This is a genomic window from Caulobacter sp. GW821-FHT10A06 (assembly GCF_059415805.1).
Window position 1 is genome coordinate 466,755 of sequence record NZ_JBWKNY010000002.1, and the last position, 24,393, is coordinate 491,147.

16 protein-coding genes are annotated in these 24,393 nt (G+C 67.8%); 7 read left to right on the top strand and 9 right to left on the bottom strand.

The annotated features are described in order from the left end of the window. Nucleotides 1-66 precede the first annotated feature (66 nt). Together AC07NF_RS06075 and AC07NF_RS06080 are read left to right on the top strand one after the other, a co-directional pair. Nucleotides 67-2,295, top strand: coding sequence for a TonB-dependent receptor (locus AC07NF_RS06075; protein WP_494628152.1), 2,229 nt, complete (start codon nt 67-69; stop codon nt 2,293-2,295). A gap of 13 nt (nt 2,296-2,308) precedes the next feature. Beyond that, the gene (locus tag AC07NF_RS06080) at nt 2,309-5,536 is read left to right on the top strand and encodes an amidohydrolase family protein (protein WP_494628150.1); all 3,228 of its coding nucleotides are present in this window, start codon (nt 2,309-2,311) and stop codon (nt 5,534-5,536) included. Here the strand turns inward: AC07NF_RS06080 and AC07NF_RS06085 are convergent. Beyond that, nucleotides 5,533-6,912 carry a sensor histidine kinase gene (locus tag AC07NF_RS06085; protein WP_494628148.1) on the bottom strand — a complete coding sequence of 460 codons (1,380 nt, stop codon included), beginning with the start codon at nt 6,910-6,912 and terminating at the stop codon, nt 5,533-5,535. The two genes, AC07NF_RS06080 and AC07NF_RS06085, sit on opposite strands and share 4 nt — an antisense overlap. Further along, a complete protein-coding gene (locus tag AC07NF_RS06090; protein WP_492810300.1) occupies nt 6,912-7,571 on the bottom strand; it encodes a response regulator transcription factor in 660 nt (219 codons plus the stop codon). The genes AC07NF_RS06085 and AC07NF_RS06090 overlap by 1 nt, the downstream gene beginning before the upstream one ends. 70 nt (nt 7,572-7,641) lie before the next feature. On the opposite strand from AC07NF_RS06090, the gene AC07NF_RS06095 reads away from it, so the two are divergent. The 4 genes from AC07NF_RS06095 (at nt 7,642) to AC07NF_RS06110 (ending at nt 14,983) form a co-directional block, all read left to right on the top strand. Next, nucleotides 7,642-8,775 (top strand): ABC transporter substrate-binding protein, encoded by a 1,134-nt coding sequence (locus AC07NF_RS06095; RefSeq protein ID WP_494628145.1) that lies wholly within the window; start codon nt 7,642-7,644, stop codon nt 8,773-8,775. Nucleotides 8,776-8,868: 93 nt separating this feature from the next. Beyond that, nucleotides 8,869-11,700 carry a TonB-dependent receptor domain-containing protein gene (locus AC07NF_RS06100; protein WP_494628143.1) on the top strand — a complete coding sequence of 944 codons (2,832 nt, stop codon included), beginning with the start codon at nt 8,869-8,871 and terminating at the stop codon, nt 11,698-11,700. A 20-nt stretch (nt 11,701-11,720) separates the two neighbouring features. Beyond that, nucleotides 11,721-13,664, top strand: a complete 1,944-nt coding sequence (locus AC07NF_RS06105; RefSeq protein WP_494628141.1) for a CocE/NonD family hydrolase — start codon at nt 11,721-11,723, stop codon at nt 13,662-13,664. Then, nucleotides 13,661-14,983 carry a 2-hydroxycarboxylate transporter family protein gene (locus AC07NF_RS06110; RefSeq protein ID WP_494628139.1) on the top strand — a complete coding sequence of 441 codons (1,323 nt, stop codon included), beginning with the start codon at nt 13,661-13,663 and terminating at the stop codon, nt 14,981-14,983. The genes AC07NF_RS06105 and AC07NF_RS06110 overlap by 4 nt, the downstream gene beginning before the upstream one ends. A gap of 1 nt (nt 14,984) precedes the next feature. Here the strand turns inward: AC07NF_RS06110 and AC07NF_RS06115 are convergent, their stop codons facing one another. Then, nucleotides 14,985-16,178 carry a dipeptidase gene (locus AC07NF_RS06115; protein WP_494628137.1) on the bottom strand — a complete coding sequence of 398 codons (1,194 nt, stop codon included), beginning with the start codon at nt 16,176-16,178 and terminating at the stop codon, nt 14,985-14,987. Beyond that, nucleotides 16,175-17,518 carry an LLM class flavin-dependent oxidoreductase gene (locus AC07NF_RS06120; RefSeq protein WP_494628136.1) on the bottom strand — a complete coding sequence of 448 codons (1,344 nt, stop codon included), beginning with the start codon at nt 17,516-17,518 and terminating at the stop codon, nt 16,175-16,177. The genes AC07NF_RS06115 and AC07NF_RS06120 overlap by 4 nt, the downstream gene beginning before the upstream one ends. Nucleotides 17,519-17,690: 172 nt before the next feature. Here AC07NF_RS06120 and AC07NF_RS06125 point away from each other — a divergent pair, with 172 nt between their 5' ends. Continuing rightward, nucleotides 17,691-17,954, top strand: coding sequence for a hypothetical protein (locus AC07NF_RS06125; protein ID WP_494628134.1), 264 nt, complete (start codon nt 17,691-17,693; stop codon nt 17,952-17,954). Between the two features lie 45 nt (nt 17,955-17,999). Here AC07NF_RS06125 and AC07NF_RS06130 read toward each other — a convergent pair whose 3' ends face one another. The 5 genes from AC07NF_RS06130 to AC07NF_RS06150 all read right to left on the bottom strand — a co-directional run bounded on the left by AC07NF_RS06130 (nt 18,000) and on the right by AC07NF_RS06150 (nt 24,244). Continuing rightward, complete coding sequence (locus AC07NF_RS06130) at nt 18,000-20,171, bottom strand: TonB-dependent receptor (RefSeq protein ID WP_494628132.1); 2,172 nt, start codon at nt 20,169-20,171, stop codon at nt 18,000-18,002. 130 nt (nt 20,172-20,301) lie between these two features. Next, entirely contained in the window at nt 20,302-21,285 is a 984-nt protein-coding gene (locus AC07NF_RS06135) for an ABC transporter substrate-binding protein (RefSeq protein WP_494628130.1), read from the bottom strand. Then, entirely contained in the window at nt 21,285-22,121 is an 837-nt protein-coding gene (locus AC07NF_RS06140; protein ID WP_494628128.1) for a class II aldolase/adducin family protein, read from the bottom strand. The genes AC07NF_RS06135 and AC07NF_RS06140 overlap by 1 nt, the downstream gene beginning before the upstream one ends. 12 nt (nt 22,122-22,133) lie before the next feature. Further along, nucleotides 22,134-23,084, bottom strand: a complete 951-nt coding sequence (locus tag AC07NF_RS06145) for a D-isomer specific 2-hydroxyacid dehydrogenase family protein (RefSeq protein ID WP_494628126.1) — start codon at nt 23,082-23,084, stop codon at nt 22,134-22,136. After that, complete coding sequence (locus tag AC07NF_RS06150) at nt 23,081-24,244, bottom strand: acyl-CoA dehydrogenase family protein (RefSeq protein WP_494628124.1); 1,164 nt, start codon at nt 24,242-24,244, stop codon at nt 23,081-23,083. The genes AC07NF_RS06145 and AC07NF_RS06150 overlap by 4 nt, the downstream gene beginning before the upstream one ends. Between the last annotated feature and the right edge of the window lie 149 nt (nt 24,245-24,393).

The window sequence follows — 24,393 nt, forward strand, 5'->3', positions numbered from 1 at the left end:
TTTGTGAGGGGTTTGAACAGGGGCGTCGGTCATCTCGCCGTCGACCCCGAATAAGGGGATCGAGATATGCGCAAGACCAAACTGATGGGCGCGGCGTCGCTGTCGGCCTGCATCGTCGCGGCGGGGTTGTCGTTGGGCGCGACGGCCAGCGCCCAGACCACGGCGCAGCCCACGACCGAGCTGGACGCCCTGATCGTCACGGCCACCAAGCGCAGCGAAAGCGTGCGTGACGTCGCCATGCCGATCAGCGCGGTCAGCGGCGCCGACCTGCAGAAGGTCAACGCCAACAGCCTGGCCGACTATATCGTCCGCCTGCCGGGCGTGACCTTCAACGACTACCAGCCCGGCATCTCGGAAGTGGTCGTGCGCGGCATCTCGGCGACGACCTATCACGAGCAGGGCCAGACCACGACGGGCTACTATCTGAACGAAGTGGTGGTGGTGGAGCCGGGCTTCCCGATCGGCATCCCCGACGTCGACACATTCGACCTGGAGCGCGTCGAAGTGCTGCGCGGCCCGCAAGGCACGCTGTTCGGCTCCTCGACCCTGGGCGGCCTGGTCAACTACGTGGCCAAGACGGCCAATGTCAGCAAGTACGAGGCCGCTGCCTCGGGTCTGCTGGGGACGACCAAGAATGCGGGCCAGGCCAACTACGCGGCCAAGGCCATGGTCAACATCCCGATCGTCACCGACAAGCTGGGCCTGCGGGTCGTCGCGCTGCAACGCTTCGACGCCGGCTTCCTGGACAATCCGGGCGTCAAGAAGGATGGGGTCAACGACTTCCGCACCCGAGGCGTGCGCGGCTCGCTGGTGTTCGACCCGGGCAACGGGACCAAGCTGACCTTCCTGTCGGCCTACCAGGACAGCCTGCTGGACGACCAGACCTACCTCTCGCACGACTATGTCCGGAACACCCCGCGCGCCGAGCCGCAGGAGACCGACTTCTGGCTCAACAGCCTACGCCTGGACCAGGACGTGGGCTTCGCGGACCTGACGGTGATCGGCTCGACCAACCACAAGACCAACACCACGACCTATTCCTATCCGTACCCCTATGTGACCGGCGTCACGACCGGCGCGGCCTCGGCCTACAGCATCGGCGCGGCCAACGCCGATATCGACACCCTGGAAGGCCGCCTGGCCTCCAAGGAGGACGACCGCCTGAAGTGGTTGATCGGCGCCAGCTATATGCGGGCCAAGAAGTCCAGCGCCGACCGCATCTACCAGCCCGGCGCCGCCGCCTACATCAACGCTCACCCGGGTGACTTCGGCGGCTACAGCGGCGCGATCCTGGCCCCCGGCGACGCGATCTACGGCTACATCTCCGACACCCTGAACAAGGACTTCGGAATCTTCGGCGAGGTCTCCTACAAGTTCACCCCGCAGTGGGAGCTCACGGTGGGCGGCCGCTACTACGACACCAAGAACACCGCCGAGATCACCAACGCCGCCGGCAGCCTGGGCGCGGGCAGCTTCTCGCCCAAGGCCTCGTCGTTCGGCACCGGCCAGAAGGAGAACGGCTTCACCCCGAAGGTGACCCTGGCCTTCCGTCCGGAAAAGGGCGTCATGGCCTACGCCACCTATTCGCGCGGCTTCCGCGTCGGCGGTCCAAACCCGAACGCGGCCATCCTGGCGGGCATCCCGACCAGCTACGGCAGCGACACGGTCGACAACTACGAGGCCGGCCTGAAGACCACCCTGCTGGAGAACCGCCTGTCGCTGGACATTTCAGTCTTCCATCTGAAGTGGAAGGACATCCAGGCCCGTCTGTTCACGGCCGCGCCGTACTTCTACTCGTACGTGACCAACGCCGGCTCGGCCAAGGTCGACGGCGTCGAGTTCGCGGGCCAGTTCAAGGTCAGCCAGCACATCACCTTCAGCAACAGCACCACCTATCAGGAAGCCAAGCTGACGACGATGCTGCCCGACAGCTTCGCGGTCGGCGGCGGCTATGCGGCTGGCACGACCCTGCCGGGCTCGTCCAAGTGGTCGACCTCGAACACCCTGTCGTTCGCCTTCCCGGAAGTGAACCTGGCCCCGACCTTCGAGGTGGCGCATCGTTATCTGAGCAAGGCCCCGGTGGCGTTCGGCAATCCCAACACCCGTGGCAACTTCAACATCTTCGACCTGCGGGCCTCGATCGCCCCGACCGACAAGGTCCGGGTGCTGGGCTTCGTCAACAACTTCACCAACGAATATGGCATCCTCAACGCCCCGTTCACGGACCAGGCCGCTCCGGCCTATTCGATCGTGCGTCCGCGCACGGCGGGCGTGCGCGTGGACGTGACCTTCTAAGAGCTTGAGTAAAATGCGGCGGACCCTTCCGAACACTTCGAAAGCGGTTCGCCGCGTCCTCCTGGCGGCGACGATGCTGGCTTCGGCCAGTGTCGCCGCAGCCGACGGCCTCAGCCTGAAGCCGACCCGCAGTCTGGATCTCACGCTCCAGGAAGCCACCTGGATGCAGCCGGACCTCTCGCCCGACGGCAAGACCATCGTCTTCAACCTGCTGGGCGACATCTACGCGATCGACGCCAAGGGCGGGGATGCGCGGCCGGTGCTGACGGGCCAGGCTTTCGAGACCGCGCCGGTCTTCTCGCCGGACGGCAAGTCGATCGCCTTCGTCAGCGACCGCTCGGGCGTGACCAATCTGTGGGTGGCGGCCGCCGACGGCTCCAATCCGCGCCAGGTCAGCCGCGAGGACAAGCTGACCGTCTTCGCCACGCCCGTCTGGGCGCCGGACGGCGCGGCCGTCTACGTCTCTCGCATGAAGCACCCGGTGCTGGCCTTCGAGCTGTGGCGCTTCTCGCTGGACGGCTCCGAGGGCAAGGCGGTGGTCAAGGCCCAGCCGAACGGCGAGGACTGGGACAATCGCATCAACGCCATGGGCGCGGCGATCACGGCCGACGGCCGCTACGCCTACTATGCTCGCAAGACCGGCCACACATGGACCGAGAAGGCCCCGCCGAACTGGTCCATCGCCCGCCGCGACCTCAAGACCGACGTCGAGGACGTGATCATCCAGGGGCAGGGCGGGGCGATGAGCCCGGCCCTGTCGCACGACGGCCGCTTCATCGCCTATGCCAGCCGCTGGAAGAACCAGACCGGCCTGCGCCTGCGCGAGCTGGCCACCGGCGCCGACCGCTGGCTGGCCTTCCCGATCGACCATGACGGCCAGGAGCAGGGCTACTATGCGGGCCTGACCCCGCGCTTCACTTTCACCGCCGACGACAAGGCCCTGATCGCCAGCGTCGACGGCAAGCTGCGGCGCATCGAGGTCGCCACCGGCGCGGTGACGCCGATCCCGTTCACGGTCCACGCCAAGGTCGATCTGGGTCCGCTGACCCGAGTCAGCCAGGTCGAGGAGACTGGTCCGGTCCGCGTCCGTCTGATCCAGGCCCCCAGCGTCTCGCCGGATGGCCAGCGCTTCGCCTTCACCGCGCTCGGCGGCCTCTACGTCCAGGACCTGAAGCCGGGCAGCAAGCCGGCCAAGATCAAGGGCGCGCCGGGCCAGGCTTTCCAGCCACGCTGGTCGCCGGACGGCAAGGCGCTGGTGCTCGTCACCTGGGACCCGCGCGAGGGCGGGGCGATCTGGCGGATGCCGGTCGGCGGCGGCAAGGCGGTGCGCCTGACCGACGACGGCGCCTTCTATACCGAGCCGACGTTCTCGCCGGATGGCGCGTCGATCGTGACCCTGAAATCCAGCCAGTACGACCGCCTGCGCCGTGCCAGCGAGGCCTCGCCCGACTGGCCGACCGACATCGTCCGCCTGCCGGCTGCCGGCGGTGCGCAAACTCTGGTGGCCCACACCTCGTCCGCTCGGCTGCTGTCCCTCGGCGCCGATCCCAAGCGCGTCCGGTTCTATGTGGGCGCGGTCCAGTCGGTCGCCCTCGACGGCAGCGATCCCAAGCCCAAGACCGAGTTCCTCGGCAAGGTCCGGCCCTGGTCACAGTATGTCGGCGTCCAGGTCCCGGCCGAGGAGATCAAGCTCAGCCCCGCCGGCGACAAGGCCATCGTCCGCACGGCGTCCGAGCTCTTCTTGGTCGACGTCCCGGCCGCCGTCGACGGCAAGACGCCCGAGGTCAATCTGGAGACGGCGACGTCCGGCGTCGTGAAGCTGACGAAGATCGGCGCGGACTTCTTCGATTGGGCCGACGGCGGTAAGTTGATCGTCTGGTCGGTCGGCTCGACCCTGCGCAAGATCGCCGTGGCCGATATCGACCGCAGCGCGCCGGGCGCCAGCGAGGCCAAGGCGGTTGCGGTCAGCGCCAAGGTCGAGATCGCCCGCGACGTCCCCGAGGGCGCGATCGTCCTGCGGGGCGCGACGGTCGTCACCATGCGCGGCGACGAGGTGATCCAGAACGCCGACGTCGTCGTCTCGAACGGCCGCATCGTCTCGGTCGGCAAGGCCGGCGCCGCGCCGCTGCCCAAGGGGGCGGTGGTTCGCGACGTCACCGGCAAGGTGATCACCCCGGGCTTCATCGACGCCCACGCCCACTGGTTCGACATCCGTCGCCAAGTCCAGGATCCGCAGCCGTGGTCGTTCCTGGTCAGCCTGTCGTTCGGCATCACCAGCAGCCTGGATCCGCAGACCTTCACCAATGACCAGTTCGTCTACCAGGACATGGCCGACGCCGGCCTGACCCTGGCCCCGCGCCTCTATTCGACCGGCCCCGGCGTCTTCACCGCCAGCCACATCGACAGCCAGGCGCAGGCCGAAGACGTCCTCAAGCGCTATCGCGACGAATACCGCACCCGCAACATCAAGTCGTACATGGTCGGCGACCGCGCCCAGCGGCAGTACATGGTCGAGGCTGCCAAGGCCCTGGGCATGATGCCGACCACCGAGGGTGCGTCGGATCTGAACCTCAACCTTACCCACGCCCTGGATGGCTTCTCGGGCAACGAGCACGCCCTGCCGGTGTCGCCGCTGCGCGAGGACGTGGTGCAGCTGTTCGCCCAGTCGCGCACCAGCCTGGTGCCGACCCTGAACGTGCTCTACGGCGGCGAGCCGCCGCTGTTCGACCTGATCATCACCCGCCGGCCGCAGGACGAGCCCCGCCTGAAGCGCTTCATGCCGCCGGGCGTCCTCGCGTCCAAGCTGGGCGACCGCCATTGGACGCCGCCGGAGAACATGTCCTACGCCAGCTTCGCCAAGGACGCCCTGGCCATCCAGCGCGCCGGCGGCGTGGTGGGCCTGGGCAGCCACAGCGAGGTGCAGGGTCTAGGCTTTGCCTGGGAGATGCAGCTGTTCGCCTCGGGCGGGGCAACGCCGCTGGAGACCATCCGCGCGGCGACCATGGGCTCGGCCGAGGCCATCGGCCGCACCCACGACATCGGCAGCCTGGAGCCCGGCAAGTTCGCCGACCTGCTGATCTTCGACGCCGACCCGCTGGTCGACATCGCCAATGTCGAGAAACTGGGTCAGGTGATGAAGAACGGCCGCCTATACGAGGCCGCGACCCTGGACGAGATCTGGCCGGTCAAGCGGGCGCTGCCGACGCAGTGGTTCGAACACGAGGCGCCGACGCGGCCTTAACGCATCGCTTGCGGGAAGCAGACGCGAACGCTCAAACCGCCTTCGGCGAGCTCTTCGAGGACGGCCGTTCCCCCGGCGCGGGCGGCCAGCGCCTTGACGATGGAAAGGCCAAGGCCGCTGCCTTGTCCGGATGTCTGCGGGCCGCGCACGAAGCGTTCGAAGGGGCGTTGCTTCAGCTTGTCCGGCAAGCCCGGTCCGTCGTCCGCGACCCACAGCACGGACCGGTCTCCATCTTGACCGACGCCGACCGTGATGGCGCGTCCGCCGTAACGCAACGCATTGTCGAGGAGGTTTTCGAGGATCTGGTCGACCAGCGGCGCGGCCAGGGCGACAGGCGCGGATGTGGTTTCGATGCGCAGCGTCAGGCGAGCGCCGTCGGCGGCCGCGCGAACGCTCCAGCGATCAACGAGGCTGCGCGCGCAGGCGACCAGATCTGCGTCCTGCAGGCCGTCGGTCTCCAAGGCCTCAGCGCGGGCCAGGGCCAGCAGCTGTTCGATCAGCCGCTGCAAGCGGTCGACGGCTTCGAGGGCGTCGGTCAGCGAGGCCTGGTCGGCGGTCGAGCGTTTGCCCTTGGCCAGGACCGCCAGGTGGGTCTTCACGATCGCCAGCGGCGTGCGGATCTGATGCGAGGCGTCGGCCGTGAAGCGGCGCACGCCGTCGACGGATCGCTCCAGCTGGCCCAGCAGACTGTTGAAGGCCACGACGACGGGCTGGAGTTCGCGCGGCACGTCGCCGACAGCGACGGGCGCAAAGTCCGGATCGCGGGCGTCGGAGCGCTCGGCCAGACGCCGGCGCAGGCCGTCCAGGGGCTTCAGGCTCCAGGTGGCGGCTGGCCAGATCAGTAGGGCCACCAGGCCGACGAGACCGACCTCGATGGCGCCGACCGTGGTCATCAGGGAGTTGCGAACGGCCGCGCGCGATTCCAGCGTCTGGGCCACCGAGATCACCACCGGAGCCGGTGCGCCGGGAACGCGCAGGGCGGCGGCGGATTGGCGCACGCGGCGGTCCTGATAGACCAGGGTGCGAAACACCGGCTCGCCATTGGCGGCGATCGCCTCGGCGTCGAAGTCGGGCAGGTCGTCATAGCCGGTCAGCGCGCGGCCAGACTGGCGCACGTTGTAGAACACGCTGTCGCGCTGAGGGCTGTCGAGCAGACCGAAGGCCCAGGGCGGCAGGTCGACCTCGACATGGTCGGTCTCGAGCGTCACGGACTCGGCGATGGCGCGCACCGAGGCGGCCAGTAGGCGGTCGGAGGTGTAGTCCACGACCCTTTGCGTGACCCAGGCGTCGCCGATGCCGATCAGCACCGCCGACACGATCAGGGGCGCCACGAGGGCGACCAGCAGGCGGGCGGTGAGGGACTGGATCCGGACCATCAGGGCTCGAGCAGATATCCCTGGCCGCGCAAGGTGGTGATCCGGGGACCGTTGGGCTCCAGCTTGCGGCGGACGCGGCCGACATAGACGTCCAGGGCGTTGGGACCGGCCTCGTCGTCGTGGCCGAACACCTCGCCGATCAGGCGCTGGCGGGTGACGATCTTGCCAGCATTGGCGGCCAGGACCAGCAGCACCGTGTGCTCGCGCCGGCGCAGTTCCAGGTCGCGGCCGTCGACATAGGCGCGGGCGCCGTTGCGGTCGATGGTCAGGCTGCCCACCGAGAGCGTGGGTGAGGGATCGCCGCCGCGCCGGCGGGCCAGGGCGCGCACGCGGGCCGCCAGCTCTTCGGGCTCGAAGGGCTTGAGCATGTAGTCGTCGGCCCCGAGATCCAGGCCGCTGACCCGGTCCTTCAGGGCGTCGCGGGCGGTCAGGATCAGCAGCGGCGTGCGGTTGCCGGCCCGGCGCAGGCGCACCAGGACCTCCAGCCCGCCGATGTCGGGCAGGCCCAGGTCCAGCACGATGACGGAGTAGGGCTCGGCCAGTTGCTCAAGCGCGGTTTCGCCGTCGGTGACCCAGTCGACCGTGAAGTTCTCGGACCTGAGGAAGGCCACGACGCCGCGCCCCAGCGCTTCGTCGTCCTCCACGAACAGCAGCCGCATGCGGTGGGGTTCCGGGGTTGGACGACTCCGCCCCTATCATGCAACGTCGTTCGAAGTGAACAGGGCGGCCATGCTTCGACGACAGCTTCTCCTCGCGCCGGCGGCCGGTCTGTTGGCCGGTTGCGGACAAACCAGCGCGCCGATCCTGGGCGGACTGGAGCGCGCCGCGCGGCTGCGCGCGGCCCAGCGGGAAGGGGGCGTGACGGTCTACGCCAATACCGGTGACGCCGAGATCGGTCCGGTCCTGGCCGCCTTCCATGCCGACCACCCCAAGGTCCATATCGACTTCCAGCGGCAGAACTCGGCCGAGCTTTATCAGCGCTACCTGGCCGAGCGCCGCGCGGGCCTGCCCAGCGCCGACCTTGTCTGGAGCTCGGCGATGGACCTGCAGATCAAGCTGATCAACGACGGCTACGCTCAAACTTTCGACACCCCGGCGCGCGCGATGCTGCCGCGCTGGACAATCTGGAAAAGCCAGGGCTTTGGCGTCACGGCCGAGCCGATCGTCTTCGTCTACGACCGTCGCAAGCTGTCCGATGACCAGGCGCCCAGGAGTCACGCCGCCTTGCGCCAGATGCTGGAAGCCGGCGCGCTGAAAGGTTCGGTGGGCCTGTTCGACAACAGCCGCTCGGGCGTGGGCTTCCTCTACTATTCGCAGGACCGCTTGGCGTGGGCCGACACCCAGGCCCTGACGCAGGCGATCGGGACGACCAAGCCGCACCTCTACGAGTCGACGGCGACCTTGCTGGAGGCGATGTCCGACCAGCAGATCGTGTTCGGCTACAACGTGATCGGCTCCTACGCCCTGCAGCACCAGCGGGCGAACCCGAACCTCGGGGTGATCTTCCCCAGTGACTACACCCTGGTGATGTCGCGGATCGCGTTCATCTCGGCCCAGGCGCGCCGGCCCAATGCCGCCAAGCTGTTCCTGGATTTCCTGCTGTCGCTGAAGGGGCAGAAGCTCCTGGCTGACACCAGCATGGCCCCGGTGCGCACCGACATCGCCGGTGGGGCAGGGCGCGCGCCGCCGGCTTTCGCCCGTCCGATCGAGGTCGGGCCGGCCTTGCTGGCCAATCTGGACCAGATGCGCCGCAAGCGCTTGGTCGCCGAATGGCGCGAGGCCCTGGGCCCCAATCACGTGGATGACTACCGCCGTGTCCGTGATGCGTCTCGCGACAGTCTCATGACAGGTAACCGACCCTAGCCTCCGAACAAGCGGCGGGGAGCCGCGTAATGCAGCCGGCGCAAACGCCGGTCAGGAGGGGGATCTCCGGTGACCAGAATTCAGTCTGCTTTCGTGAGCGTTTCGGCTCTGGCTCTGGTGTTCGGCGCGGGCGAAGCGTTCGCCCAGACCGCGCCAGCCGGGCAGGGCGTCGAAGCCACCACGCTCGACGCCGTGATCGTCACGGGTTCGAAAACCCGCCGCCGCGACGCCGACTCGGTCGGTCAGCTGACCAGCATCACCGAGGAAGACCTGCAGCGAGCGGCCGTCGCCTCGGTCGGCGAGCTGCTCCAGAAGCTGCCCAGCGCCGGCGTCAGCTACAATTCCAATGGCACGCAAGGCACCTCGTACGGCGGCAGCTCGATCAGCCTGCGCTATCTGGCCAACACCGACGGCGCGGCCGACCGCACCCTGGTGCTGGTCGACGGCCACCGCTGGGTGGACGGTGTCGGCGCGCGCGGCATCCGCGACTTCGTCGACCTGAACACCGTGCCGATTGGCATGATCGGCAGCATGGAGGTGCTGCAGGACGGCGCCTCGGCCATTTACGGCGCGGACGCCATCGCCGGGGTCGTCAACCTCAAGACCAAGCGCAATCTCGACGGCCTTCAGGTCGAGAGCAAATACGGTGTCTCTTCGCGGGGCGACGGCGAGTCGTTCAGCCTGCAGACCAACTGGGGCAAGAAGTTCGAGCGTGGCTCGGTGTTCCTGTCGCTGAGCTACGTCAACGAAGATCCGGTCGAGACCAAGGATCGGGACCTCACCCAGGTGTCGCTGACGGCCGGTCCGAACAACCTCAGCGCCGCCCCGTCCAGCCCACGCGGCCTGTATATCCTGCCGGGCTTCTCGACGGCGGCTTCGCCCCTGACCCAGAACGTCGGGGTGACCACGGCCACCGGCATCGGCAGCTATCACCGCGCCACCCTGCCGGACGACTATTACAACACCATGGCCCAGGGCATTTACGCCGTCGGCCCCAGCGAGCGGTACGGCATCTTCGCCCGCGTCGACCAGGACCTGACCGATCACGTCAAGCTGACCCTGGACGTGCTGTGGAACCGCCGCAGCAGCCAGCAGATCTTCTCGCCGACCAACCTGTCGATCGGCGGGACCTCGGGCACCTATCGCGGCTTCGCGATTGCGCCCAACCAGCAGTACAACCCGTTCGGCGTCGGCTTCGCGGCCAACCAGGCCTGGAACATCCAGATCTTTACGACCCCGGTTGGCTACCGGATCAGCAACCAGCAGGTCGACACCTACCGCGTCTCGGGCGAGTTGGCCGGGGATGCCGACCTCTTCTCGCGCAACTGGAACTGGTCGCTGTTCGGCTCGGCGTCGCAGAACCAGATGAAGTTCTCGTCGCCCGGCGGCATCGACCTGGAGCACCTGGCGCTGGGCCTGTCGGCCCCGTCGGTCTGCGCGGCGCAAGCCGGCTGCGTGCCGATCAACATCTTCGGCCAGATGACCCCGCAGCAGGCGGCCTACATCAACTCGACCGCCCGCGAGACCAACCAGACCAAGCTGTACGACCTGACCTTCGACGTGAACGGCGAGCTGATGCAGCTGCCGGGCGGGCCGCTGGCCATGGCCTTCGGTTTCGAATGGCGCAAGAACGTCGGCGAGGACCATCCCGACGCCTATGTGAACACCGTCTCGACCGGGACCGGCGCGCTGCCGCTGCCGGCGACCACGCCCACGACCACCAATGTCATGCGCACGCCGACCGCCAACGGCTCGTACGACGTCAAGGAGGCGTTCCTCGAGTTCACCGCGCCGATCCTGGCCGACCTGCCGATGGTCAAGAAGCTCGAGCTGGACGTCGCCACCCGCTATTCGGACTATAACACCGCCGGTTCCAAGCTGACCTCCAAGGTCGGCGTCGGCTACCGGCCCGTCGATGGCGTCCTCTTCCGAGGCACGTGGTCGCAAGGCTTCCGCGCCCCCTCGCTGATCGAGCTCTACACCGGCTCGCGTCAGTCCAACCTCGCGGGCAGCAATACCGACCCCTGCAACGGCGGCGCGGCCGCGCACCCCAACCTCCCCGGCTGCGCGGGCGTGCCGTCGACCTATAACCAGAGCTCGTACAACGGCGGCCTGCTGCCGCTGACGGTGTCGGGCAACGGCAAGCTCGATCCCGAGACGGCCAAGACCCTGAGCTACGGCGTCGCGCTTCAGCCGGCCTTCGCGCCGGGCCTGTCGCTGACGCTGGACGGCTATGAGGTCACCATCAAGAACGCGATCTCGACGCCGTCGGTGGCCAACGCCCTGCAGCTGTGCGCCACCCAGGCCGGCGCGTTCTGCGACCAGCTGACCCGCGATGCGGCTACCGGCCAGGTGCTGAACTTCAGCTCGTCGTTCATGAACCTCAATCAGATCAAGACGGCCGGCTACGATGTGGCGGTGCGCTACCGCCGCAATACCGACATCGGCCTGATCGAAGGCTCGGTGCAGGGCACGCGCCTGCAGAAGTTTGACGTCACCTCGCCCAACCCGGCCGGCGGCGACCCGATCATCACCCATGCGGTCGGCACCTCGACCGGCGGCACCACTCCGGCCACGGCGCGCGCGACCTATCCGCGCTGGAAGGGCCTGGCCTCGCTGCGCTGGTCGAACGACGACTGGGCGGTGATGTGGCGCGGTCGTTATATCGGCTCGACCAAGGACGGCGCCGCGCCGGCCCTGCCGACGACCCCGGTCAAGGGCGACCGCGTCAAGGCGGTGACCTACCAGGATCTGCAGCTGGAGAAGGCGTTCGAGAAGGTGCGGGCCAATGTGACCGTGGGCGTCAACAACGTCTTCGACACCCAGCCGCCGCTGTCCTACGCCAACGCGCCGATCAACTTCGACATCTACACCTACGACGTCATGGGGCGGTACTATTACGTCCGCTTCGGCAAGTCGTTCTAGGTCGGTCGGAGCTAGCGTTCATGGCGACCTCGCCGATCACCCGCCGCGCCTTCGGGGGCGCGGCGGCCTTCCTCGGGCTGCTCGGGTCCAGCCGGACCCTGGCGGCTTCCGCCGAGCCCTATGACATGGTCCTGGAGAGCAATGTCGGCGTGAAGACGCGCGACGGCGTGCGCTTGGCCACCGACATTTACCGGCCGGCGCGGAGCGGCAAAGCCGTGGCCGGCCGCTTCCCGGTAATCATGGAGCGCACGCCCTACGGTCGGAATGTCGCCAGCTTCCGCGACATCACCGCGACCGACCGCACGCCCCGGAGCCGGGCCGACGTGGCGCGTGTCTACGTGTCCCAGGGCTATGTCGTGATCTTCCAGGACTGCCGGGGTCGCTACGACTCCGAAGGCGAGTTCATCAAGTATCTGAGCGAGGGCGCGGACGGCTACGACACCTGCGCCTGGATCGTCCGCCAGCCGTGGAGCGACGGCAAGATCGGCACGATGGGCCTGTCCTACGCCGCCCATACGCAGATGGCATTGGGCTGCCTAAACGCGCCGGGCCTGAAGGCGATGTTCCTGGACTGCGGCGGCTTCTCCAACGCCTACCAGGGCGGCATCCGCCAGGGCGGGGCGTTCGAGCTGAAGCAGGTGACCTGGGCCTATAATCTGGGCCTGGAGAGCAAGGCCGCGCAGAACGATCCGCGCCTGCTGGCGGCGCTGAAGACCGTCGACCTGAAGGCCTGGTTCGCCAGCATGCCGTGGAAGCGCGGTCACACGCCGATCAGCCTGCAACCCGACTACGAGGCCTATGTCTACGAGCAGTGGGAGCACGGAAACTTCGACGGCTTCTGGAAGCAGGCCGGCATCTATGCCGAGGGCTTCTACGGGACCTTCCCGAAGATCGACATGGTCCACATGTCGGGCTGGTATGACGTCTATTCGCGCACGGCGACCGACAACTATGTCGGGCTGAACAAAGCCGGCCGCTCGGTGCGGCTGATCATGGGGCCCTGGACCCATGGCGCCCGGTCGACCTCCTATTCCGGCGATGTCGAATTCGGCCCCGCCTCGACCATCGACGCCGACGGCGGCGGCGAGTTCTTCACCCAGCGCCTGAAGTGGTTCGACCGTCACCTCAAGGGCTTGCCGGTCAAGGCCGCCGAGCCGCCGGTGCGTCTGTTCGTGATGGGCGGCGGTGATGGCCGCAAGACCGCCGAGGGCCGCCTGAACCACGGCGGCGCGTGGCGCAGCGAGGCGGCCTGGCCGATCCCGGATCGTCGCGAGACGGCCTTCTATCTCGGCGCCGACGGCGGCCTGCGGACCAAGAAGTCCGCCGCGGACGCCGCGCCGCTCACCTATGCTTTCGATCCGTCCGACCCGGTCCCGACCATCGGCGGCGCGGTGACCTCGGGCGAGCCGCTGATGCGGCCCGGTGGTTTCGACCAGCGCGAGACACCCGAGCTCTACGGCGCCCGCGAACCGCTCCTGCCGCTGGAGGCGCGGCCCGACGTGCTGGTCTTCCAGACCGAGCCCCTGACGGAAGATGTCGAAGTCACCGGCGCGATCACCGTTGAGCTGTGGATCTCGTCCGACGCGGTCGACACCGACTTCGTCGTCAAGCTGATCGACCTCTATCCGCCCAGCGAGGACTATCCCGCCGGCTACGCCCTGAACCTGACCGACGGCATCCTGCGCTGCCGCTATCGCGACAGCTGGGAGAAGCCCGCGCTGATGACGCCGGGCCAAGTCTACAGGATCAAGGTCGAGGCCTTCCCTACCTCGAACCTGTTCAAGAAGGGCCACCGGATCCGACTGGACGTGTCGTCCAGCAACTTCCCCAAATTCGACGTCAATCCCAACACCGGCGCACCCGAGGGCGTGGGGCTGACCCGTCAGGTCGCCCACAACACCATCCACGTCGACGCCGCCCGACCTTCGCACGTCGTGCTGCCGATCATTCCGAGGCGCGCATGAGCACCGTTGAAGACACCGCACCCGGGCCGATCCTGACCCGCTGGTGGGCGCTGATGGAGACCCGCCTGGGCGTCGCGCCCGTGCCGTTGCTGCTGATCGTCATGGGCCTCGCGGCAGCCTACGTCGTCATGGGCAAGGCGCCGTCCGACATCCTGGCCAACATCGCCTTCCTGATCACCGGTGGCTTCCTGTGCGCCGAGATCGGCAAGCGGATCCCAGTGCTGAACCGCCTGGGCTTCGCGGCGATCTTCGCCACCTTCGCGCCGTCCTATCTGGAATATGCCGGCCTGCTGCCGGAGGTGCTGGTCAAGTCGATCTCGGACTTCACCGAGAGCTCGAACTTCCTCTATTTGTTCATCGCCTCGATCGTGGTCGGCAGCATCCTGGGGATGGACCGCAAGTCGCTGATCACCGGTTTCGGCAAGATCTTCATTCCGCTGATCCTGGGTTCGATCGTCGCCTTCGTGGTCGGCTGCTCGACCGGTGTGGCGCTGGGCCTGGGCTTCAAGCATACCCTGTTCAAGATCGTCGCCCCGATCATGGCCGGCGGGGTGGGCGAGGGGGCGATCCCGCTTTCGATCGGCTACGCCCACTTCTCAGGCCAGCCCCAGGGCGAGGCTTTCGCCGAGGTCTTGCCGCCGGTGATGCTGGGCAGCCTCAGTGCGATCATCCTGTCGGGTGGTCTCAACTTCCTGGGGCGTCGCTACCCGAAGCTGACCGGCGAAGGCCGCCTGCAGCCGGGCGAGGAGACCGTGTCTCCGGCCGCCCACGCTTCGGTCGGCGGCGCGTCCTCGCCCCAGACCCTGGGCGCGGCCCTGCTGATGGTGGCGGTGCTGTATCTGCTGGGCGGCCTGACCCAGAGCCTGTTCCACTGGCCGGGGCCGGTGGTGATGCTGGGCCTGGCGGTGCTGATCAAGGTGGCCCGCCTGGCGCCGCCATCGCTGGAGCAGGGGGCCTATGCCAACTACCGCTTCTTCCAGGTTTGCGTGACCTATCCGCTGCTGTTCGCCATCGGCGTGGCCAAGACGCCGTGGGAGAAGCTGATGGAGGCGTTCAACCTGCCGACCTTGGTGACGATCTTCGTCACGGTCGTCTCGCTGATCGCCACGGGTTTCGTCACCTCGCGCTGGGTGGGCCTCCATCCGATCGAGGCAGCCATCGTGAACGCCACCCATTCGGGCCAGGGCGGCACGGGCGACGTGGCGATCCTGACGGCGGCCAATCGCATGCAGCTGATGCCGTTCGCCCAGATCGCCACGCGGATCGGCGGCGCGATCACGGTGACCGTCATCCTCGCCGCCTTCGCCCGCTGGCACTGACCTATCGGCGGGCGGCCTCGACCTTGCGGAAGACGCGCAGCCAGTTGCCGCCCCACAGCTTGTCGATGTCGGCCTCAGAATAGCCGTGGCGGACCAGCTCGGCGGTGACGTTGGCCGCTTCGCCTTCGTTGGCCCAGCCGACCACGCCGCCGCCGTGATTGAAGTCCGAAGCGATGCCGACATGGTCGACGCCGATCCGCTTCACGGCGTAGTCGATCGAGTCGACCAGGTCCTTGACCGTCGCCTTGGGCAGCAGCGCGTTGACCGCGTGGCTGTAGTCCGTCCGCTGAGCGGGTGACAGCACCTCGGTCCCGTCCGCCGGCTTGGCGAAGGCGGCGGGCAGGCCGAACTGCGCGCGGATCGGTGCGACCTTGGCGGCGAAGTCGGGACCGGGGTTCACGAGGTACGGCCCGAAGGCGACCACCTGGACCACGCCGCCATTGGCCTTGATCGCGTCCAGCTCGGCGTCCGACAGGTTGCGCGGCGCGTCGACGACGCCCCGGACGCCGGAGTGGCTGGCCACCACCGGCGCGCGGCTCAGCTTCAGGGTCTGGAAGACGCCGTCCGGAGTCAGTTGCGAGACGTCGATGATCACGCCCAGGTCGTTCAGCTTGCCGACGGCCGCCTTGCCCAGGGGCGAGAGGCCGTTCCACTCGACCTTGGTCCCGCCGCTGGGCCGCGAGGAGTCGGCATAGGCGTTGTTGCCGGCGTGGACGAAGCCGAAGCTGCGCACGCCCGCGCTATAGTAGGCGTCGATCGGCTCCAGGCTCTCGCCGAACGGATAGGCGTTGAGGAAGCCGACGATGATGGCGCGCTTGCCGGCCTTGGCGGCGGCTTCGACGTCGTTGGCGCTGAGCGCCAGGACGGCGCGGTCGGGATGGCGCTGGGCCGCCGCCCGGATCACCGCCAGCTTGGCGTCGGCGTCGCTCTTGGCCTTGGCGTAGCCCTCCGATGTGCGCGGGCCTTGCGAGACGAACACCGCCAGCACGGCGGCGTCGACCTGGCCGCGCTCCAGCTTGGGCAGATCGACCTGGCCGTCGCCATCGGCGGCCGCGTCGAAGGTCACCGGCACGTCGACGTGGCTGTCCAGCACCAGGGCGCGGGCGTGGATGGCCGCCGCGTCCGGCTCGGCGGCGAACGCAGTAGTGGCCAGCAGCAGACTGGCCGAGGCGAGGGCGAGAAGGCGCAGGCTCATTCGGCGGCGACCTTTTCCGGCGCGACGTTCCAGCGGTTCTCGGGGACCGGCAGGCCCAGGTGTCCGCGCAGGGTGTCGTGCTCGTATTCGGTGCGGAACAGGCCCCGCGCCTGCAGGATCGGCACGACCTTCTCACGGAACAGGGCGTAGTCGCCGGGGCGGGTGACATGCAGGATGAAGCCGTCGGCCGCGCGGCCGTCGAACCAGCGCTGGATCTCGTCGGCGATGGTCTGGGGCGAGCCGACGAAGCCCGACCGCCAGGCGCCGAACCGCTCCGCCGCCTGGCGCAGGGTCAGGTTCTGCTCGCGCGAAACGCGGACGATCCGCTCGGCATGGCCCTTGTAGGCGTTGAGGCTGAGGTTGCTGACATCCGGGAATGGGCCGTCCAGCGGATACGGCTTGAAGTCGTGATAGCCGAAGGCGCGGCCCAGCTGGACCAGCAGCTTGTCGATGCCGACCTCGCCGCGCTGGGCCTTGTCGATCGCCTGGGCCTCCTCGTCGGTCTCGGCGATGGTCGGGAACAGGCCCGGCAGGACGCTGATGTGGTCGGGATCGCGGCCTTGGGCGACGGCGCGGGCCTTGAGGTCGGCATAGTACTCGACCGCGTCCTCGAAGGTGTCGACACCGGCGAAGACCCCCTCGGCGATGCGGGCGCCCAGGTCGCGGCCAGGACCGCTGACACCGGCCTGGAAGATCACCGGTTGACCCTGGGGCGAGCGCGACAGGGCCAGAGGCCCGGCGACCGAGAAGTGCTTGCCCTTGTGGTTCAGCGCGTGCTGCTTGGCCTTGTCCAGGAAGACGCCGGCGGTCTTGTCGCGCGGGAAGGCGTCGTCCTCGTAGCTGTCCCACAGGCCCTGCACGACGTCGACGAACTCGCCGGCCCGCTCATAGCGTTCGCCGTGCTCGAAGTGTTCGTCGCGGCCGTAGTTCTTCGAGGCGCCTTCCAGGCCCGTGGTCACCACGTTCCAGCCGGCGCGGCCCTTGCTGATATGGTCCAGCGAGCCGAACTGGCGGGCTACGTTGTAGGGCTCCCAGTACGAGGTCGTCAGGGTGCCGACGAGGCCGATCTTCGAGGTCGAGACCGCCAGGGCCGAGAGCAGGGTCAGCGGCTCCAGGCGGTTGAGGAAGTGCGGGGCGGTGTCGGGCGTGATGAACGGGCTGTCGACGATGAACACCAGGTCGAACTTGGCCGCCTCGGCCAGCTTGGCGTTGTCGATGTACCAGTTGATGTCGATGCTGGCGTCGCCGGCCAGGGCGGGGTCGCGCCAGCTGGCGTGATCGGTGCCGACGCCGGCCAGAATGGCGCCCAGTTTCAATTGACGTTGCGAGCCTTGGGTCACGTCGACCTCCTGATGAGACCGGTCGGCTCTATCGAAGTGCGCGGGGCTCCAATAATTGCGTCTTCTGAAGTGCTTTATTCGGCATCGTGAAGTTTGCCGATTTTTCTGAGGAAATTGGCGGTGGACTTGGAATTGCTGGAAAGGGCCGCAGGATTTCTTGCAGGGGCGTGGCGTGTCCGAGACGGCGCTGCGCGCCTATACCGACATCCGCAGCTATCACGCCCACATCTATTTCGATGAGGATACAGCCGACAAGGCGGCCCTGCTGCATCCGAACACGGACGATCCTCGCTCGGACCACCTGTACTACACCGCCTGGATCAACCGCTCGCAGCCGGTGAACGCCTACGGCATGAAGAAGCCCGGCGCGGACGAGCCGCCGGTCGAGCTGATCTATCCCAACACCAAGCCGCACGTGCCGATCGAGCGCGCCTGAAGCAAAGAGCGCCGCCGTCCAGATCGGGGCGGCGGCGCTGTTGCTCTAGAGCGCGTATTTCAGGGTGACCAGGAAGGTCCGGGGATCCGGGTAGTTGCGGTAGAACACCCCGGTGGCCGGCGTGTAGGTCGAGGTCACCGGCTTGTCGGAGTTCAGCAGATTGCGGCCCGATAGCTGCACGGCCCAGTGCGGATCCGGCGCGGTCCAGGTGATCGAACCATTCAGGAAGCCTTGGCTGGGCGCGGAGTCCTGCGGACGTTGCAGGGCGTTGTAGTAGGTCTTGCTCTGCCATTGGGCGTTCAGGCCAACGCGGACGCTGCCGGGAACTTCGATCGGCACGTCGTAGGTCAGGCCGCCAGCCAGGCTCCAGCGCGGCGAGTTCAGCAGGCGGTGGCCGTCGGCGTTGACGCCCACGCCGCCGGCGTTGCGATAGCGGTCATAGACGGCGAACAGGTAGCCGACCGAGGCTTGCAGCCCCAGCCGCTCGGTCGGGCGGATGTCACTCTCCAGCTCGACGCCGTAGGTGTGGGCCTTGCCGGCGTTGCCTCGGATCGAATTGCCGGGATAGGCCGGGTCGCTGTAGCTGACCTGCAAGTCCTTGTAGTCGTTGTAGAACACGGCCAGGTTCAGCCGCGCCCGGCGGTCGAACAGCTCGGTCTTGAGGCCCGTCTCGTAGCTGTCGACATTCTCGGGCGCGAAGGGGCGGGTGGCCAGGTCGATGCGGGTGGCGCGGTTGTCGAAGCCGCCCGATTTGAAGCCCTTGGAATAGCTCACGTACTGCAGGACGTCCGGCGTCCACTGGTACTGCGCCGAGAGCTTGGGCGTGATCGACGAGAAGATCTTGTCGGCCTTGCCGGCGATCGACTGGCCCACGACCTGACCGGCCAGGTTCAGCACCTGGTTGTCGAAGACGAATTCCTTCTCCTCATTGGTCCAGCGCAGGCCGCCGGTCAGCGAGAGGCGCTCGGTGGCCTTCCAGGTCGCCTCGCCGAACACCGCATAGGCGTCGGTATTGGTGATGTTGTGGGCGCGGGCGAAGCCGTAGTTGCCGGGCGTGGTCACGGGGTCGGTGTTCTGGGTGTTGCGGCGGCTGAAGCCGTCGCGCTGCACGAAGAAGCGTTCGTGCAGATAGAACAGGCCGCTGGTGAAGGTGACGTCGCCGAAGTCGCCGTTCAGCTGCAGTTCCTGGGTGACGTACTGGTCGTTGTAGTGGATCAGGTTCTTCTGGATCAGCGCCGCCTCGCCGTCGTTCTCGTAGTAGACGGGGTTGAGGTTGAAGCCCCCGTAGGCGGTGATCGACTTCAGCTTCAGGCGTTCGGAAAGCTCGTACTGGACGCGCAGCGAGCCGCTGATCTGGTCCAGGTCCTGGGTCGGCTCGACCTCGGAATAGGAGCGGTCTTTGCGGAACACGCCGCCGGGCTGGTTCACCGGGATGTAGCTGCGGGTGTCGCTGCGGTCGCGCAGGGCGTTGATGGTCAGCAGGGCGTCGAGGCGCTCGCTGGGCGTCCAGCGCAGCTTGGCGCGGAAGGCATCCAGGTCGATGCGGTTGACGTCGTGGTTCAGCGTCGGGTCGAAGGTGACGCCGTCGCGGCTGTGGTGGATGTACGAAATGCTGCCGGCCAGCTTGTCGGCGACCAGCGGGCCCTCGATCAGGGCGCGGACGTCGACCGCGCCGTAGTTGCCCAGACCGACCTCGGCCTTGGCGCGTAGCGCTTGGCCCGGATCGCGGGTGATGATGCGCAGCGCGCCGGCGCTGGAGTTGCGGCCGTACAGCGTGCCCTGCGGGCCGCGCAGCACCTCGATCCGCTCCAGGTCGTTGAACTCGACCATCGAGCCGATCTGGCGCGGGATGTAGACGTCGTCGACATAGACGGCCAGCACCGGCTCCTGGATCGGATCGGCCTCGCCGACCCCGCGCAGGGCGTAGGTCTGGGTGGTGTGGCTGATCGTGACCCGGCTGATGCTGAGGTTCGGGATCTGGCCCGACAGGTCGCGGATGTTGTCGATCTTGCGATCGGTCAGGACCTGCTGGCCAAAGGCCGAGATGGCGATGGCGGTCTTCTGCAGGTCGGTGGCGCGGCGTTCGGCGGTGACGATCACCTGCTCGACGGCGGGCGCGGCGCTGTCGGCGGATGCTGGCTCGGCAGCTTGAGCCGTGCCAGCGATCGCCAAGCTGGAGCTCAAGAGCAGAAGGTCGCGCAGGTGACGTTTAGGCATTCGATTTATCCCCGATTTATTGGTAGGGATTTGTCATCTGCGCGCTTTGTGCTCAACGAATATAAAATTCAGAACGGGATAGATTTGCTCATATCGTGAAAGCTGAAGTTCTATATTTGAACTTCGAAATCTATTTCAGAAAAGATGTTAGTCGATCATCCCAGAGCGGCTTGACCTGAATGGCGCCAGGAATGATCTTGGCAGCGGCGAAGGTGTCGGCCACGGCCTGCTGCGAGGCGATGGCCGCGTCGCTGATCGGCCCCAGGATCGAGGGCGAGCTGCGCTCCTGGAATTCCTGCTCGTAGTAGGCCTGCTTGACGCCGGTCGCCGTGGTGCGGACCTTGGCCCAGCGCACGCCATCGGCGTTGATCCAGTCGAAAACCCGTTTGTAGCGCTGGACGTAGTCGCCGATCGCTTTCAGTCGTGTCGGGTCGTCGAGGGCCTCCTGCGAGGCGGCGATCAGGTAGTTGCCCGACAGGATGCCCTGGGCGGTAGTCAACACCCGCGCTCCGGCCTCGCGGGCCTGGTAGACGATGACGCCGTAGATGATCCAGGCGTCCAGCGCGCCGCTCTGGAAGGCGGCCAAGCCGTCCTGCGGCGACAGCGCCACCGGCGTGATGTCGGCCCAGGTCAGGCCAGCTTTTTCCAGCAGGCGCAGCAGGATGTAATGCGAGGTCGTGGCCTTCACATAACCGATCCGCTTGCCCTTCAGCTGGGCGAAGTCCTGGACCGGCGAGCCCTTGGGCACGAGCACGACCTGGTTATTCACGTCGCCTTGCAGCACCCCGACGATGCGAACCAGATTACCCGGATGACCCGCGACGAAGATCGGCGGGATCTCGCTCATGCCGCCGAAGTCCAGCGCCTTGGCGTTGATCGCCTCGGCGATCAGGTTGCCGCCGGCGAACTGGGTGCGGGCCAGCTTGTAGGGCGGCTCGCCGACGCCGGCTTCCTTGAAGAAGCTCTCGGGATTGCCGCGATAGGTCGCCACCCGCAGGGTCAGGTCTGAGAGGTCACCGGGCGCGGCGGGCGCCTTGGGCGAGCATGCCGCGAGACCGGCCAGGGAGAGACCGCCGAGCATCAGGCCTCGGCGCGAGAAGGAAAAGTCGGTCATCAGTCGAACAGGTCCGGCTCTTCTTCGGTGACGATGTCCCAATAGGCCTGGAAGGCCCAGAAGCCGCCGGTCTCGGTGCCGACCTGGCTGGCGGTGTGCTTGGCGACCTCGGGCGGCATCGGCTTGGTCGGGCCGGCGGCCTCGGCCAGCAGCTGGGCCTGGCAGGCGTTCTCCATGGCCAGGTAGCGCCAGACGGCGGCCTCGACCGATTGGCCGACGGTCAGGATGCCGTGGTTCTGGAGAATGACCGCCTTCTTGGCGCCCAGCGCCCGGGCGATCTTCTGGCCTTCGCTGATGTCCAGCACGACGCCGGAGAACTCCTCGAACAGGGCGTGGTCGTCGTAGAAGGCGGCCGAGTCCTGGGTCAGCGGATCCAGCAGCCGACCCAGCGCCGACCACGCCTTGCCGTACAGCGAGTGCGAATGGGCGGCGGCGACCACGTCGGGACGCGCTTCGTGTAGCTGCGAATGGATGGCGAAGGCGGCGCGGTTCAGGCGGGCCGGGACCTTGGCCGGCGGCTCGACGATGACGCCGTCATGGCTGACCAGCATCAGGTCCGAGACCTTGATCCGGCTGAAATGGACGCCGAACGGATTGACCCAGAAGTGGTCGGTCAGCTCCGGGTCGCGGGCGGTGATGTGGCCGGCCCCGCCCATGTCGAAGCCGTGGCGGCCGAACAGGCGATACGCGGCGGCCAGGCGCTGCTTGCGATAGAGGCGTTCGGCCTCGACCGTCGGCTGGCGGGGGATCTCGCGCGAGCCGAACTCGGGCAGCACGGTCTCGATCTTGGCGGGGTGCGGCCCGGCAAAGGCGCGCGCCGAAGGATAGGCGGTCATGGCGGGTGTCCTTCAGTAGCCGCGCGACAGGTCGACGACGTCGGCCAGCGGCGCGCCGGACCGGAAGCGGGCCAGGTTCTCGGCGAACTGGGTCGCCAGGTTGATGCGGGTGTCGGGTGTGTGCACCGAGGTGTGTGGCGACAGCCGCACCTTGGGGTGGCCGTAGAACGGATGGCCGTCGGGCAGGGGCTCGGGGAAGGTGACGTCCAGGCTGGCGCGGCCGACGCGGCCTTCGTCCAGCGCCGTCAGCAGGGCCTCGTCGTCGATCAGCGCGCCGCGGGCGATGTTGATCAGGTGCAGGCCGGGCTTGGCGTGCAGCAAGAGGTCGCGGTTGATGATCCGCTCGGTCTGCGGCGTCGCGGGCGCGGCCAGCACGACGTGGTCGCTGCGCTCGAACAGGGTCTTGAGGTCCGCGACGCGCTCGACGCCCGGCACGGGGATGGGCGCGTCCGAGCGGCGGACGGCCAGCACCTCGATCCCCAAGGCCTGGGCGCGCGGCGCCAGGGCCTCGCCGATCGCGCCAAAGCCGACCAGCCCCAGGGTCGAGCCGGCGACCAGCTTCAGCTGCTGCGGCGCCCAGCGCGAGGCCTGGTCGATCCAGATGTCGGGCAGGCGCTTGGCCTCGGCCAGGATGGCGGCCAGGGCGAACTCGGCCAAGGCCACGGCGGAAGAACCGCGCGCCGAGGTGACGACCGGGCCGTCGAACAGCCAGTCCGGATAGAAGTCGATGCCGACTGAGACCAGCTGCACCCAGCGCACGTCGAACGGCCAGCCCGGCGGGGCGCGCTCGGGCAGGATGCCGCCGGCCTTCCGGAACGGCGCGGCGACCAGGACATTGGCCTTGGGCGGCAAGGGCGTGGTCAGGCCGGGCGGAACGGCGATGATCTCGGCGTCGGCCGCGTGCTGGGCGAAGACGCTGTTGAACACCTCGGGCAGTTGGCTGGCGACGACGACGCGGCTCATGGATTCAGTCTCGCGAAGGCGGCGCGGCCAGCCGCAGTCAGGGCGACGTCGGCCTGGGGCGTGTGCACCCGGCCGCACAGCACGTCGCGATGGTGGCGTTCCAGCGGGTTGGCGCGGGTCAGGCCGGGATTGCCGGTCAGCTTCAGCGCCTTCTCGACCACGGTGATGGCGTTCTCGGTGACCAGGTGCTTGACCAGGCTGGCCTCGACGCCGTCGACCTCGCCGCGCGCGGCGGTGTCCAGCAGGACGCGGTTGGACAGCAGCAGGCCGTCGATCTCGCCGACGGCTTCCTGGAAGCGGGGCAGGGTGGACAGCGCCGCGCCCAGATTGGCCGGTTTGCGATGGGCCAGGAACTCGATCAGCCAGTCACGAGCCGCACGGGCGACGGCGTCATAGATGGCCGAGGTCAGCACCGACGACCAGGCCGCGAAATTGGCCGGGTAGGGCGGCGGCGTGCCAAGCGGCTGCGGGTCCAGGGCGTGGTCCAGTGGGACCAGTACGTCCTCGAACACCACGTCATGGCTGGCGCTGGCGCGCAGGCCCAGGTGGTCCCAGCTTTCTTCGATGACCACGCCGGGCGTGTCGGCGCGGACCAGCCAGCCGCCGACCAGCGGTTCAGCGTCGTCGCTACGCGCCCAGACCACGAACCAGGTCAGGTTGGTCGAGCCAGTGGAGTAGATCTTGCGGCCGCTGATCCGCCAACCTTCGGGCGTGCGCCGCGCGACGGTCGCCGGCAGGCCGCCACGGGCAGGCGTGCCCAGGTCCGGCTCGACCCGCAGGGCGTTGATCAGGGCGCCGTGCTCGATCGCCTCGCCGATCACGCGGGTCTTGAGGTGCTCAGGCCAGCCCGAGCGACCTTCGACCGAGGCGTGGAACAGGTACTGCATGACCAGCACCAGCGCCGTGGCCGGCTCACCGCGCGCCACGGCCGAGACGACCTTCAGCGCGGTCGGCAGGTCGGCTTCAAGCCCGCCCAAGCGCGCGGGCGCGGTCAGGGCCAAGAGGCCGGCTTCATGCAGGAGACGGAAGTTCTCGGCCGGGAAACTGGCCTCGCGATCGTGCTGGCCGGCGGTCTCGGCGAAGGCCCGGGTCAGGTCGGGCAGGATCGTGTCGAGGTCTGGCAATCGCGGCGATTGCAGGCGGCGGACCGGGGCGTTCACGGCGTGATCCCGTGAAGCGGATTGCGCGAGGTCATCGCCACGCCTTTCTCCAAAATCTCGTGGCGCGCTGGCCAGAGCCTCGAAGTAGGCGCTTAATTCCTATCTATTCAATAGACTTTTACTCAGGGCTCTTATCAGCAAATCTCGAG

Bases quoted from the DNA above. Each gene is read 5' to 3' on its own strand.
- AC07NF_RS06075 (WP_494628152.1), top strand. From the start codon at position 67: ATGCGCAAGACCAAACTGATGGGCGCGGCGTCGCTGTCGGCCTGCATC.
- AC07NF_RS06080 (WP_494628150.1), top strand. From the start codon at position 2,309: ATGCGGCGGACCCTTCCGAACACTTCGAAAGCGGTTCGCCGCGTCCTC.
- AC07NF_RS06085 (WP_494628148.1), bottom strand. From the start codon at position 6,912: ATGGTCCGGATCCAGTCCCTCACCGCCCGCCTGCTGGTCGCCCTCGTG.
- AC07NF_RS06090 (WP_492810300.1), bottom strand. From the start codon at position 7,571: ATGCGGCTGCTGTTCGTGGAGGACGACGAAGCGCTGGGGCGCGGCGTC.
- AC07NF_RS06095 (WP_494628145.1), top strand. From the start codon at position 7,642: ATGCTTCGACGACAGCTTCTCCTCGCGCCGGCGGCCGGTCTGTTGGCC.
- AC07NF_RS06105 (WP_494628141.1), top strand. From the start codon at position 11,721: ATGGCGACCTCGCCGATCACCCGCCGCGCCTTCGGGGGCGCGGCGGCC.
- AC07NF_RS06110 (WP_494628139.1), top strand. From the start codon at position 13,661: ATGAGCACCGTTGAAGACACCGCACCCGGGCCGATCCTGACCCGCTGG.
- AC07NF_RS06115 (WP_494628137.1), bottom strand. From the start codon at position 16,178: ATGAGCCTGCGCCTTCTCGCCCTCGCCTCGGCCAGTCTGCTGCTGGCC.
- AC07NF_RS06130 (WP_494628132.1), bottom strand. From the start codon at position 20,171: ATGCCTAAACGTCACCTGCGCGACCTTCTGCTCTTGAGCTCCAGCTTG.
- AC07NF_RS06135 (WP_494628130.1), bottom strand. From the start codon at position 21,285: ATGACCGACTTTTCCTTCTCGCGCCGAGGCCTGATGCTCGGCGGTCTC.
- AC07NF_RS06140 (WP_494628128.1), bottom strand. From the start codon at position 22,121: ATGACCGCCTATCCTTCGGCGCGCGCCTTTGCCGGGCCGCACCCCGCC.
- AC07NF_RS06145 (WP_494628126.1), bottom strand. From the start codon at position 23,084: ATGAGCCGCGTCGTCGTCGCCAGCCAACTGCCCGAGGTGTTCAACAGC.